The 12,721-nt window shown below is 65.0% G+C and carries 13 protein-coding genes; 10 read left to right on the top strand and 3 right to left on the bottom strand.

Annotated features, from left to right (window positions below):
• The first annotated feature begins 137 nt into the window (after nt 1-137).
• The 6 genes from ACLIRY_RS22825 (at nt 138) to rlxS (ending at nt 4,745) form a co-directional block, all read left to right on the top strand.
• Nucleotides 138-476 carry a DUF736 domain-containing protein gene (locus ACLIRY_RS22825; RefSeq protein WP_413207735.1) on the top strand — a complete coding sequence of 113 codons (339 nt, stop codon included), beginning with the start codon at nt 138-140 and terminating at the stop codon, nt 474-476.
• Between the two features lie 215 nt (nt 477-691).
• Complete coding sequence (locus ACLIRY_RS22820) at nt 692-997, top strand: hypothetical protein (RefSeq protein WP_413207734.1); 306 nt, start codon at nt 692-694, stop codon at nt 995-997.
• Between the two features lie 168 nt (nt 998-1,165).
• Nucleotides 1,166-1,405: a helix-turn-helix transcriptional regulator gene (locus ACLIRY_RS22815; protein ID WP_413207733.1), complete on the top strand. Its 240-nt coding sequence runs from the start codon at nt 1,166-1,168 to the stop codon at nt 1,403-1,405.
• A complete protein-coding gene (locus ACLIRY_RS22810; protein ID WP_413207732.1) occupies nt 1,402-1,899 on the top strand; it encodes a S26 family signal peptidase in 498 nt (165 codons plus the stop codon). The genes ACLIRY_RS22815 and ACLIRY_RS22810 overlap by 4 nt, the downstream gene beginning before the upstream one ends.
• Nucleotides 1,887-2,489: a lytic transglycosylase domain-containing protein gene (locus ACLIRY_RS22805; RefSeq protein ID WP_413207731.1), complete on the top strand. Its 603-nt coding sequence runs from the start codon at nt 1,887-1,889 to the stop codon at nt 2,487-2,489. Before ACLIRY_RS22810 ends, ACLIRY_RS22805 begins: the two co-directional genes overlap by 13 nt.
• A gap of 276 nt (nt 2,490-2,765) precedes the next feature.
• Entirely contained in the window at nt 2,766-4,745 is a 1,980-nt protein-coding gene (gene rlxS / locus ACLIRY_RS22800; RefSeq protein ID WP_413207730.1) for a relaxase/mobilization nuclease RlxS, read from the top strand.
• Between the two features lie 117 nt (nt 4,746-4,862).
• On the opposite strand, the gene ACLIRY_RS22795 is transcribed toward rlxS, so the two are convergent.
• A complete protein-coding gene (locus ACLIRY_RS22795; protein WP_413207729.1) occupies nt 4,863-5,657 on the bottom strand; it encodes a hypothetical protein in 795 nt (264 codons plus the stop codon).
• 8 nt (nt 5,658-5,665) lie between these two features.
• Nucleotides 5,666-6,301: a hypothetical protein gene (locus ACLIRY_RS22790; protein WP_413207728.1), complete on the bottom strand. Its 636-nt coding sequence runs from the start codon at nt 6,299-6,301 to the stop codon at nt 5,666-5,668.
• Nucleotides 6,302-6,562: 261 nt separating this feature from the next.
• On the opposite strand from ACLIRY_RS22790, the gene ACLIRY_RS22785 reads away from it, so the two are divergent.
• From ACLIRY_RS22785 to ACLIRY_RS22775, 3 genes are all read left to right on the top strand, one after another.
• On the top strand, nt 6,563-6,934 hold the full coding sequence (locus tag ACLIRY_RS22785; RefSeq protein ID WP_413207727.1) for a PepSY domain-containing protein: 372 nt from the start codon (nt 6,563-6,565) through the stop codon (nt 6,932-6,934).
• A 197-nt stretch (nt 6,935-7,131) separates the two neighbouring features.
• Complete coding sequence (locus ACLIRY_RS22780; RefSeq protein WP_413207726.1) at nt 7,132-7,803, top strand: response regulator transcription factor; 672 nt, start codon at nt 7,132-7,134, stop codon at nt 7,801-7,803.
• Nucleotides 7,800-9,194 carry an ATP-binding protein gene (locus ACLIRY_RS22775; protein ID WP_413207725.1) on the top strand — a complete coding sequence of 465 codons (1,395 nt, stop codon included), beginning with the start codon at nt 7,800-7,802 and terminating at the stop codon, nt 9,192-9,194. The genes ACLIRY_RS22780 and ACLIRY_RS22775 overlap by 4 nt, the downstream gene beginning before the upstream one ends.
• Here ACLIRY_RS22775 and ACLIRY_RS22770 read toward each other — a convergent pair.
• Nucleotides 9,191-10,447, bottom strand: a complete 1,257-nt coding sequence (locus ACLIRY_RS22770) for an MFS transporter (RefSeq protein ID WP_413207724.1) — start codon at nt 10,445-10,447, stop codon at nt 9,191-9,193. The two genes, ACLIRY_RS22775 and ACLIRY_RS22770, sit on opposite strands and share 4 nt — an antisense overlap.
• A gap of 181 nt (nt 10,448-10,628) precedes the next feature.
• Between ACLIRY_RS22770 and ACLIRY_RS22765 the strand changes: the two genes are divergently transcribed.
• Nucleotides 10,629-12,656 carry a conjugal transfer protein TraG gene (locus tag ACLIRY_RS22765; RefSeq protein WP_413207723.1) on the top strand — a complete coding sequence of 676 codons (2,028 nt, stop codon included), beginning with the start codon at nt 10,629-10,631 and terminating at the stop codon, nt 12,654-12,656.
• Nucleotides 12,657-12,721: the final 65 nt, after the last annotated feature.

The following is a 12,721-nucleotide window of genomic DNA, read 5'->3' as shown; positions in this document are numbered from 1 at the left end:
CATTTCCCCGCCGGGCGGGTCCTCCACGGTGTTCCGGCCCTCCGCTGCGCTCCGGGTGAACCGGCCCGCCTATGCGGTCTTCCCGCTGGAGACATCGCGGGGATGGTCCCCGCGAGGAACAGCGAAGGATCACCCCCATGGCCATCACCCTCGGCACGTTCACCAAGCAGGACAGCGGCGACTTCTCCGGCATTCTCAAGACCCTCAACGTCACCGCCAATCTGATCATCCACCCCGTCTCCCGGCAATCCGAGAACGCCCCCGACTATCGCGTCTATGCCGGTAATGGACAGCGTTATGAAGTCGGCGCCGGATGGAGCCAGGTCGCCAAGACCAGCGGCGAGACCTACCTGAACCTGAAGATCGCCGCCCCCGAATTCGGTCCCAACTGGGTCCGCGCCCGCCTCGTCAAGCTGGAGACGCCCCAGGAAGACGGCACCACCCACCTCGCCCTCTGGGAGCCCCGCGAACGGTGAGCCTCCCACTCCGAAAGGCCCCGCTGGAGCAATCCGGTGGGGCCTTTTCCGTGTCCTCCATCCAGACGATCCGTCCCGAAAAGAAGCGGTGTCGGTGCGGTCGCACCGACGGGCTGTTCGTCTCGACAGTCCCATCGTGCCACCCGGCCTGACGGGGCCGTCAAGGATCGCGGGTCCCTCCCAAAATCTCCAATCCGCTCCGCGGCCCTCCGATTTTGGGTCCCTCCCGCGCCCGCTGCGCGGCGGCTCCGCCGTCCTGGACCGCCCCGGCCCGGATGACCGGCGAGACCGTTCTCGACGGTGGGAACGGTCACATTCGGGAGGATATCGCCATGTCCCAGTCCATCACGATCCAGGGGTTCCCCTACACGGAGGATGACCTCCGCGAGACCCTCTGGCTGGTCACCCAGGAACTGCGTGCCGGTCTGCCCAAGCGCGAACGGATCGCCGCCCAACACCAGATCGCGACGCTGGAAGCGGCCCTGGCGCAACTGTCCAAGGCCGCCGACGCGGGGCCGTGAGCCCCGCTTTTCTTCCTCCGGCGAAGGGGGGGATCGTTTTCGACACCCCCCATTTCCGATCCTGAGCACGCGCGCCCTGGCCCGCCATCCTTTGCCCATCCGCGCCGGACACACCGCCTTTGGCGGACCGCTCTCCGGCGCTTTGATGGACACCGAAAGGACCTTGGGATGACCGATCACGGCACGCGCGCGGCCGAGGCGCGCAAGGGCTCGCCCTTCCTCTCGACCCAACAGGCCGCCTTCTATCTGGGCCTCTCCGCCCGCACCCTGGAGAAGATGCGCCTGACCGGCAACGGCCCCCGCTTCCGCAAACATGGCCGCTACGTCCGTTACCACATCGCCGACCTGGACGCCTGGTCCGAGGGGCGCGGCAAGGGTTCCACGGCGGACGACGGAGAGCCGTCATGAGCCGCCCCGTCGCCCTGGGACTGGCCGTCGGAGGCGTTGCGCTCCTCGCTTTGTCCGCTCTCCCAACGCCCCGGCCCTGGCTGGTCTGGAACGCCTCGGCGAGCGCGCCCATCGGCCTCTATCGGGTCGTCGCGGGGCCGGTGGAGCGGGGCGATTGGGTGCTCGTTCGACCGCCGGAGGATGTCGCGGTGCTGGCCGCTGAACGCGGCTATCTGCCCCTGGGCGTGCCCTTGGTGAAGCGGGTCGCGGCCAGTGCCGGAGACGCCATTTGTGCCCGGGAAAGCGCGCTCTTCATCAACGGACAGGAGGTCGCCCGCCCCCTCGTCCGGGACCGCGTTGGGCGCCCCATGCCCCGCTGGAGCGGCTGCCGAAGCCTGGGCGCGGAGGAGATTTTCCTGCTCCTGCCCCCGCCGGACTCCTTCGACAGCCGCTATTTCGGCCCGGTCCCACGTACCCTCGTGATCGGGAGGCTCGCCCCGCTATGGACAAGCTGATCTCCCTGATCGTTGCCCTTTTCGTGGTCGCCGCGCCCGTCCAAGCCGCCGAGCCGGACCCCTGGCGGGCCGCCGTTTCGGAGGCCTCCGCGCGCTTCGACATCCCCCAACCCTGGATCCGCGCGGTTATCGATGCCGAGAGCGGCGGGGACCCCCGCGCGGTCTCTCCCCGGGGCGCGAGGGGCCTGATGCAGCTCATGCCGGGCACCTGGGCGAGCCTGTCGGAGCGCCTGGACCTGGGCGCCGACCCGTTCGATCCCCGCGCCAATATCCTGGCGGGAACGGCCTATCTCGCCGACCTTCGGGACCGCTTCGGCTTCCCCGGAGTGTTCGCCGCCTACAACGCCGGTCCCACCCGATACGCCGCCCATCTGCGGGGCGAACGGACCCTGCCACAGGAGACGAAAGCCTACCTGAAACGCATCCAGGACAGGCTGTCGGGCGATCAAAAGGAGGCGCCGAACGGCCAATCCGGTGGCCTCTTTTTCCCGCTTTCCGCGGCGAAAAAAGACAGAGCAGACGACGAAAAAGTCGCCGAAAACAACCTTCTTTTCGTGCCACTCTCGACCCGAAAAGGAGACCGGAAATGAGTGGGTTTTCCTTTCGGGGCGGTCTCTTGTCGGATTCACCCTTGGGATGTTTGGTCGCCGGAGAAAGGAGGAGGGCGCAGGAGGAAAGGGGGCAAAAGGGGAGGGCAAGATAAAGCTGGGGCACCACCTTCGCCTCTGGCGGCGGTTAGGCCCTTGTCCGCACATCCTTTTTCGGAGAGGCACGGATGGTGCCATGGGATCCCCCCGAGCACCAAGCCTTCTCCAAGGTCCTGGTTTCCTTGAATTCGCATGGCACCATTCATCGGGAGACGACCCATGTCGGATGACGACGACTTCCAGCCGAAACTCGGGAAAATCCGCTCCGGTGGATCGAAGGCGGGACGCAAATATCTCCATCGCATTCTGGCCGTCTCGAACCTCGCGCGGACCGGTACGGGGAAGGCGGGCAAATCCCGCTTCTCCGGAGCGCGCATCGGGCGGGGGGCGGGCGCCGGTCGTGTCCTCGCCAGCCGGGACCGCCATGCCGCATTCCGTCGCCGCCGGGTCATCATCAAATCCCGCGTCATCAAATTGGCGGGCAAGGGCATGAAGGGCGCGCGGGCCCACTTGCGCTATATCCAACGGGACGGCGTGACCCGGGAGGGGGAACGCGGCCAGCTCTACGGCGCCGAGCGGGACCGGGTGGGCGGCAAGGCCTTCCTCGACCGCGCCGAGGGCGACCGCCACCAGTTCCGCTTCATCCTCTCGCCCGAGGACGGGGCCGCCTATGACGACCTGAAGCCGCTCACCCGTCGCCTGATGGCCCAGGTGGAGGAGGACCTCGGTACCAATCTCGACTGGGTGGCCGTGGACCATTTTAACACCGGCCACCCCCACAGCCATATCATCGTCCGAGGCAAGGATGACCGGGGCAAGGATCTCATCATCGCGCGCGATTACATCACCACGGGCATGCGCGAACGGGCCGCGGATCTGGTGAGCCTGGATCTTGGCCCGCGCACGGACCGGGAGATCGAGGACCGGCTCCGCCAGGAGGTCGAGCAGGAACGGCTGACCAGTCTGGACCGCCGTCTCCTCCGCGAGATGGATGACGACCGGATGGTCTCCGCCTCCGACCGAGACGCCTTCCGCCAGACCCTGCGGGCGGGCCGTCTGAAGAAACTGGAGCGGTTGGGGCTGGCGGAGGAAGTGCGGCGTGGCGTCTGGTGTCTGGACACGGATCTGGAGGAGACCCTCCGCCGCATGGGCGAACGCGGCGACATCATTAAAACCCTACACCGGGAGATGACCGGCAAGGACCACGCCCGGTCCGCCGCCGACTATGCGATTTATGATCCGATGGATGCCACGACCCAGCCCATCATCGGGCGGGTGATGGCCCGGGGCCTCTCCGACGAGATCAACGACCGTCATTACCTCATCATCGATGCCGTTGATGGGCGCACCCTTTACATCGATATCGGCCAAGGTGAGATGGTCGAACCGACACCGGAAGGGAGCATCGTCCGCGTGAGCCCGGCGAGCCTCCAACCGCGCAAGGCGGATCGCACCATCGCCGAGGTCGCCGCCGCCAACGGTGGCCGCTACAGCATCGACCTGCACCTGTCCCACGACCCCCGGGCGACGGAGGATTTCGCGCGAACCCATGAGCGTCGCCTGGAAGCCATCCGCCGGGCCACGGATGGCGTGATCCGGGAGCCGGACGGAAGCTGGACCATCGCGCCCGATCACCTCGACCGGGTGGTGGTCTACGAACGGACCCGCGCCCGGGCCACGCCGGTCGTCGTCGAAACGCTCTCCCGTCTTTCCCTGGATCGGCAGGTGGGCGCCGATGGCGCGACCTGGCTGGATCGGGATTTGATCTCCGACCAACCGACGCCACTCCGCGACACCGGGTTCGGACGGGAGGTCCGGGAGGCGCGGGAGCAACGCCGCCGTTGGCTGATCGCGGAGGGTCTGGCGACGGAGGATCAGGGCCAAGTCACCTATCACCGCGCCATGCTCGCCAGACTGAGGAGGCGGGAACTCGCCCGCGTCGCCGGACAACTCTCCAAGGAACTGGGCCGGACCTATGTGGAACACCACCAGGGAGAGCGCGTGGAGGGATCGCTCCGGCGCGTCGTGGATCTCGCCAGTGGGAAATATGCCCTGATCGAAAAGTCCCGCGAGTTCACCCTGGTCCCCTGGAGACCTGTTCTCGACCGCCACATCGGGAAGCAGGTCTCGGGCATCATGCGGGGCGACGGTGGAATCTCCTGGACCATCGGGCGGCAACGGGGGATGGGGGTGGGGTGATCAAAAATATGAGCGGAAACTTGGCTTGATTTGTAGAAAAAAGCTTTGTCCTTCGTGATAGGGGCCAAGAGTCACGCGGCGGTCATTGTGAGAGGCCGCCGCGTGCATCGGATCGGTTCACATCTTGTTTGCGATTGCCCGCTGGGCGCTCATCAGCGCCACCGTTCCGGCGATCACGGCGAGGAAGCCGGCGCTGGTCGTAACGGTTCCCAGGCCCAGCCCGCCGTAGTCATGGGGTTGGGCCAACAGATCTCCGAAGGAGGCGCCAAGGGGGCGGGTGAAGATATAGCAGAGCCAGAAGGCCCAGAGTTCATCCAGGCCCAGAACGAAGTATCCCAGGGCCAGGGAAGCAATGATCAGACCGAACAGGATGCCCGTCCCACCGAAGCCGATGCCGAAGTCCTCGGAAATCAGGTCGCCGACAGCGGTACCCAAGGCGAAGGTGAACAGGATCGCCAACCAATAAAACACCTCGCGGCGACCCGTGAAGACTTCGTGGATCGACAGGGTTCGTTCCGACACGTACCAGGCCGTGAAGGTTGCTCCCAGGGCCAGGGTAAATCCGATGGTCGACGTGAGAAGGGGAACCCCCAGATTGTCGGTCAGATTGTCGGTGATCAGGGTTCCGACCACGGAGATCAGGACCACGGCGCCCCAATAGGTGGCGGGCACATAGCGTTTTTGCCTGAACTGCCAGACCATGGCGGCGATTAGGACAAGGGCCATCAACAGGGAGGTCGCCGTCAGACCGAGTCCCAGATTCACCGCCAGGAAATCGGCGGCGGTTTCGCCCATGGTGACCGCGGTCAGTTTGATGATCCAGAAGCCAATGGTTGGTTCGGGAACGCGGTTGACGTCGGCGTCCCGGGCAGGGGACCTTCCGAGGGAAGCGGTGGCGGTGGTGGCGGTCATGGAAGGGGTCATCCTTTCACCAGCAGGGAGAGGGCTTGCGCGGAGAAGGCGTCGGCCCGGGCGTCGTCATCGGCGTTGCAGCGTTCCAGGGCCTTGGCCTGGAGATCGGCCACGGCGTTTGGAGGGGTGGCTTTTCCAATGCCGTCCCGAAGGTCGGACAGCATCGTCTCGCAGGGCAGGGGACGCCCGGCTTCGTCGGTCACGGGAATGCCCGCGACGGTGCGAACGGGACCGCTGGCCACCAGAGGCGTGGGTGCCTTCAAGGTCGTCATCAGGGCGGTCAGGGCCTTTTCAACCTGGGCCGCGTCGGGTGTATCGGCGCGCAGGGCGGAAAAGGCCGCGTCCGCCGCCTCGTCGACGGCGCCCCAGGCGTTGGGGGCGGCCTTGCGCAGGCGCCCGGCGTTGTCGTCCCACAGGGTTTCCAGGTCGGTGATGCGGGTCTCGGCGGCGGAAAGGTCTCCGGTCGCCGCGATCTTTTGGGTGTCGGCGACAATCGCCTCGTAGTCCGACAGGTCTCCAAGACCTGGACTGGCATGGACCTGATCCGCGGGGGCGGCGGACGACGGGGGGAGGGCCAGGTCCACCAGCGTGAACCCGGCCACGGGAACGGTGATCAAAACGGCGGAGAGAAGAAAGTTTCGCATGAAGGAGCCTCATTGAATCAATCCACGAGCGCCCGGTGGGCTCGTTCCCATGATCAATGACAGGCGCGATCCCGAGGGAAATCTCCGGGATCTTACGGATTTGTAAGATCGGTCGTTTTCCGAGCGAGAAACGGGGAACCCGGAAAGTGGGATTTCGGTCTTACGAAATTGTAAGAAGCTGGAAAATGGAACGTCGGATCGGGGCGTTAAATCCTTGGGGACAGGCAGCGACGCCTGAACCAAGTGAAAAGGAACTTTCCCATGTTGACCAAACCCCTGTTCGCCACTGTCGCCACCGTGGCTTTCGCCGTTCCCCTGATCGCCCAGGCCGAACCGATGGATCGGGCGGAGGCCCAGATGTTCCAATCCGCCACCCTGTCCCTTGAACAGGCCGGACAATCCGCCCTCAAGGTTCACGCCGGCGACTTGGCCGCCGTGGCTTTCAATGACGAGGATGGCCGGGGCGTTTACGAGGCCACCGTCGTGGGCGCGGATGGCGAGCCGTGGACGGTGAAAGTGGACGCGAAGTCCGGTGATGTCCTGGCGTCGGGCATGACCGCCCTGATGGTGGGAGACCACCCGGATGGGACCCCTCTCGACGACCACGAGGATGGAGAGCGGGACGACGATTGATCCCGGACAGGTGGCGACAAGCCATGTCCGCCCGGTCCGCCTAGAGCATCGAACGGAAAAGTGGTTCCGGTTTTCCGGTCCACGCGATGCTCTATCTATATGATCCTAGATCAAACCGCCTTAAATCGGATCCGATTTAAGGCGGTTTGATCTAGGATCGGGCGGATTGTCCTGTTCTTGTCTGGTAAGATGCGCCCATGAATATTCTTCTCGCCGAGGACGACGTGGAAACGGCCAGCTACATCCTGAAAGGATTGAGCGGCGAAGGCCATGTCGTCGACCACGTCACCGATGGGCGCGAAGCCCTGACCCAGGCAACGGTGCAACCCTTCGACCTGATCATCTTGGATCGGATGCTGCCGGGGCTGGATGGACTGTCTATCCTGAAGGCTATCCGGGCCGCGCGGATCAAGACTCCGGTCATCTTGCTGACCGCGATGGGCGCCGTCGACGACAGGGTCGAGGGGCTGAGGGCCGGGGCCGACGACTATATGGTCAAACCTTTCGCTTTCGTCGAACTGCTCGCCCGCATTGATACCATCGCCCGCCGCCCGGCCCTGAAGGACGAGGTTACCGAACTTCGGGTGGGTGACCTCAAGCTGGACCTGCTCCGGCGCGAGGTGACACGGGAGGGGCGGAGCATCGAACTGCAACCGCGGGAATTCCTGTTGCTGAAGTATTTCATGGAGCGACCCGGCCGGGTCCAAACCCGGACCATCTTGCTGGAAGCCGTTTGGGGGCTGAGTTTCGATCCCAAGACCAGTGTCGTGGAGACCCATATCAGTCGTCTGCGTAACAAGATCGACAAGCCCTTCGCCAAGGCCCTTCTGGTCACGCTGCATGGCGTGGGGTATGTGCTTCAACCATGACACGGCGCCGCTCCTGGTCCATGCGCTTCGCCTTGGGCGTCTCGGCGGTCTTCGTTATCGGGGCGATTACCTCGGGCGGCGTGACCTATGCCTTGCAGTCCCGGGAGTTGGAACAGCGTCTGCGAACCGATGTGAAGGCCATGGCGGAAGGGTTGAGCCGCACCGCGCTGGGCGGAGATCGGCAAGATCTGGTCGAACAGGTCGAAGTCCAATCCCGCGTCTGGCGCGACGGCACGACATTGGTTTCATTCATCGACGGCGCGACGCATGAAACCATCGGTAATCTGAGGGTCAAGGCGCCCTTCGAGGGGCCTCGTCTGTTGGTCGTGGGGCGCGATATCCTCTCCGCGTCGGCCAACGGGGGCGATGATCCCGATGCCTATTATGCCTATGGGGTCCGCACCCCCCTGGGCTGGGTTCTGGCCGCCCGGGACGAGGCCTGGGTCGTGGACAGTGGCGAAGTCCTGTTGCAGACCACGGCCTGGGGTTTGGGGGGAGCCCTGTTGTTGACCATCGCCTTGGCCGTCGTTGTCGCCCGCAAGAACGAGGGCAGGCTGACCCATATGGAGGGGGTGCTCGATCAAATTCGCACCGGTCACCTCGGGGCGAGAATCCGCGACACGGCCAGAGACGACCTGGGGCGGATTGGCGAACAGGTGGATGCGACCTTGGATCGGTTGGAAGCGAGCATGGGCGCGGTTCGTCAGGTCTCGACGGATGTCGCCCACGATCTGCGCGCGCCGTTATCGCGTTTACGCATGCGTTTGGAATCCCGTGTCCTGGATTCGGATTTACCGGAAGAGATTCGAAGGGAGATTGGAACGGCCCTTTCGGATTTGGACGGGGTGACGCACATCTTCGACGCGATCCTCCGCCTGGCCCGTCTGCAATCCGGTTCGATTGATCGGAAAATGGAAGCCATCGACCTTGGGGCCTTGGCCTCTCAGGTGCACGAGATCCTGCAAGCCTCCGCCGAGGATGCCGGGCATATCTTGCTGCTGGAGGTGGCGGATGGCGTGACTCCGGCGCGCGGCGATCGGGAGCTTCTGATTCAGGCGGTTGTCAATCTCGTGGACAATGCCCTCCGCCATTGCCCCGTCCCGACGCGGGTGATCCTGTCGGTGGACCGGGGGGCGACGGGGGCGGGGCCGGTTCTGTCCGTTCGGGACAACGGCCTGGGAATTCCGAAGGGAGACCGCGGACGCGTATTGGAACGCTTCGTCCGTCTGGATCGTAGTCGTTCCACGCCGGGGACGGGGTTGGGGCTGAGTCTGGTGGCGGCCATCGTGGATTTGCATGGGGGGCGGCTTGAGCTTTTGGATGCCGAGCCGGGACTTCTGGTTCAAATGACGTTGCCCCCGCCGGATGACGATATCTCGAAGGCACTCTAAGTCGAAGGGGTGGCGCGCCGGGAAAGGAGCCCGATCAAGGTGAGGACACAGAACCCCAAACCGCCGAGGAAGGTGGCCGATGGACCGAAGTGATCCCATAGAAGCCCCGCGACGACACTGGCCAGCAATAGGGCGAGACCACTCACCAGATTGAAGAGGCCGAAGGCTGTACCGCGTAATTCGGAGGGAGCCGCTTCGGCCACCATGGCCGACAGCAATCCTTGGGTCATGCCCATGTGCAGTCCCCACAGGGCGACGCCAACCAACACCGTGGCCCAATGACCGTTCCAGGCCAGTACGCCATTGGCCGCGACCAGGACGACCAAACCCCACCCAAGCAGTTGACGGAGGCCGATCCGATCTGACAGCTTTCCAAAGGGATAAGCGGATAGGGAATAGACGATGTTCATGGCCACCATGACCAAGGGCACCAGAGCGAGCGGGATCCCGGTTCCTTGGGCGCGCAGGACCAGGAAGGCTTCGCTGAAGCGGGCCAGTGTGAAAACAGCGCCCAAGGTCACCACGCTCCAATAGCGACTGTCGAGGCGTCGTAAAGCCGCCCGGGTGATGGGATTATGTCGCTTGGTTGCCCGCGTGGCTTTCGGCTCCCGTAGGCCCAGGCCGAGCAACGCGACGGCGAGCATGCCTGGGATGACCGCGACCCAGAAGACCGCGCGAAAATCGTCGGACCACAGCACCATCAACCCCACCGCCAAGAGGGGCCCGGTGAATGCGCCGACGGTGTCCAGGGATTGGCGCAATCCATAGGCCGCGCCTCGGATGGGGGGAGGTGTCAGGTCGGCCACCAGAGCGTCGCGGGGGGCGCCGCGGAGGCCCTTTCCGACGCGATCAATCAGCCGGGCGGAGAGCACCACGCCGATCCCCGGAGCCAAGGCGAACAGGGGTTTGGAGACCGCTCCCAGGCCATAGCCGAGCAGGGCGAGACCTTTTCGGCGGCCAAGATAGTCGCTGAAGGGGCCGGAAAAGACTTTCACGCAAAGGGCCGTGGCTTCGGCCAAGCCTTCGATCAGCCCCACCAGACTGGCGCTTGCCCCCAGGGTGGTGACCATGAATAGGGGCAGGAGAGCGTGGATCATCTCCGACGAGATGTCCATTAACAGACTGACAAGTCCCAGAATCCAGACACCGCTGGGGATACGGGGAGACGAGTGTCCGCCCGTCCTTGCTCCGTTTGCCACGAATGTCACCTTTGCCCTGGGGTTGTAAAACGTTTGGTGCGCGTTCTGTCCCATTGTGTCAAGTAGAGACGGTGAGGACAGGGGCATGCGCGGTGGCTTCAATCATAAATCTCTATGGAACGGAGATTGGTCCGCTCTTTCCGACAGCGTAATTGCGCGCACATAAAGCCCATAAGCGTTCCCGCCCATCCACGCCACCCTCGTTCCGTCCGCCTCAAGCAACGGAGCGATCCCCATGACCCCCACCAAACTCCTCGTCGGCCAGATCCTGGTCGTCTTCGCCATCGTCCTCCTGGGTGTCTGGTCCGCCACGCAGTGGTGCGCCGACATGCTGGGCTATCAGGCCCGGTTGGGCGTGCCCTGGTTCACTCTCCTGGGCTGGCCGGTCTACGAGCCCTGGAAGCTCTTCGAGTGGTGGTATTTCTACGAAGCCTACGCGCCCGAGGTCTTCGACAGGGCGGGGATGCTCGCCGGGGCCAGCGGGTTCATGGGCTGCGCCGCGGCGGTGGTCGGGTCCCTCTGGCGGGCGCGGCAGAGCCGTCTCGTCACCACTTACGGGTCCTCGCGCTGGGCGCTCCGGCGGGAGATCCGCAAGGCCGGGCTGTTCCGCGCGGCGGGGGTGTTCCTCGGGCGGCATGAGGATAAATACCTGCGCCACGACGGGCCGGAGCATGTGATGGCCTTCGCGCCGACGCGCTCGGGCAAGGGCGTGGGGCTGGTGGTGCCGACGCTGCTCTCCTGGACCGGATCGGCGGTGATCCACGACATCAAGGGCGAGAACTGGCAGCTCACCGCCGGGTGGCGGGCGCGCTTCTCCCACTGCCTGTTGTTCAATCCCACCGACCCACGCTCCGCCCGCTACAATCCCCTGCTGGAGGTACGCAAGGGGCCGGACGAGGTTCGCGACGTCCAGAACATCGCCGATATCCTGGTCGATCCCGAGGGCGCCCTGGAGCGCCGGAACCACTGGGAGAAGACCAGCCATGCCCTGCTGGTGGGCGCGATCCTCCATGTGCTGTACGCCGAGGAGGAGAAGACCCTGGCCCGGGTGGCCGCCTTCCTCTCCGATCCCCAGCGGACCTTCACGGCCACCCTGCGGCGGATGATGGCCACCAACCACCTGGGTACGCCCGAGGACCCCCGGGTCCATCCGGTGGTGGCCTCGGCGGCGCGCGAGGTGCTGAACAAGTCGGAGAACGAGCGGTCCGGGGTGCTCTCCACCGCCATGTCCTTCCTCGGGCTCTACCGTGATCCGGTGGTCGCCCGCACCACCTCGGCCTGCGACTGGCGCATCGCCGACCTCATGGACGCCAAACATCCGGTGTCCCTCTATCTGGTCATCCCACCCTCGGATATTTCGCGGACAAAACCCCTGGTACGGCTGGTGCTGAACCAGATCGGGCGGCGCCTCACCGAACGACTGGAGGGTGACCCAGGGAAAACGCGAAAGCACCAGCTGCTGATGATGCTCGACGAGTTCCCCGCCCTGGGGCGGTTGGATTTCTTCGAGACGGCCCTGGCCTTCATGGCCGGATACGGCATCCGGGCCTACCTGATCGCCCAGAGCCTCAACCAGATCTCCAAGGCCTACGGGGAGAACAACGCCATCCTCGACAACTGCCATGTGCGGATCGCCTTTTCCTCCAATGACGAGCGCACGGCCAAGCGGATCTCCGATGCCCTGGGTACGGCGACGGAACTGCGGGCCATGCGGAACTACGCGGGCCATCGGCTGGCGCCCTGGCTTTCTCACGTCATGGTCAGCCGCCAGGAGACCGCCCGTCCCCTGCTGACGCCGGGGGAGGTGATGCAACTTCCGCCGGAGGAGGAACTGGTGCTGGTTTCCGGCCTCGCGCCGATCCGGGCCAGGAAGCTGCGCTACTACGAGGACGGCAATTTCACGGAGCGGGTGCTGGCGGCCCCCTCTCTGTCGGACGAAGCCTATCTGGATTGTCCCGCGCCCCGTCCCGACGATTGGAGCGGACAGGTGCGCCCCGTGGACAGTCGTCTGATGCCCGACGACGGTCGGGAGGAAAACGGCTCCACGGACGAGGGCGGCCACCGTAAGCAGCTCCAACCGGGCCTGGGGGAGGAGGCCGCGAAGCCGCCCGAGCCCATGCAAGCGGATCTGCCGAACCTCCTGGACGACGACCCCGACATCGCCGCCGACAAGGCGATGATGGACCGTGCCGACCCGCCCTCCCGGGTCTATGGCGTCAATGAAGCCATGGGACCCGAGCGGGACCTTTTGGACGGCTTCTGATGCCGCTCCGCACATGAGCGTGCGTCGTCGTAGAGTGGCGCTGTAAGAGATTCCGACGACCTGTC

It is taken from the genome of Rhodospirillum sp. A1_3_36 (genome assembly GCF_047263945.1).
GTDB lineage: Bacteria > Pseudomonadota > Alphaproteobacteria > Rhodospirillales > Rhodospirillaceae > Rhodospirillum.
Note: the sequence above shows the minus strand (reverse complement) of the source record. Positions and strands in the feature narration are given on the sequence as shown.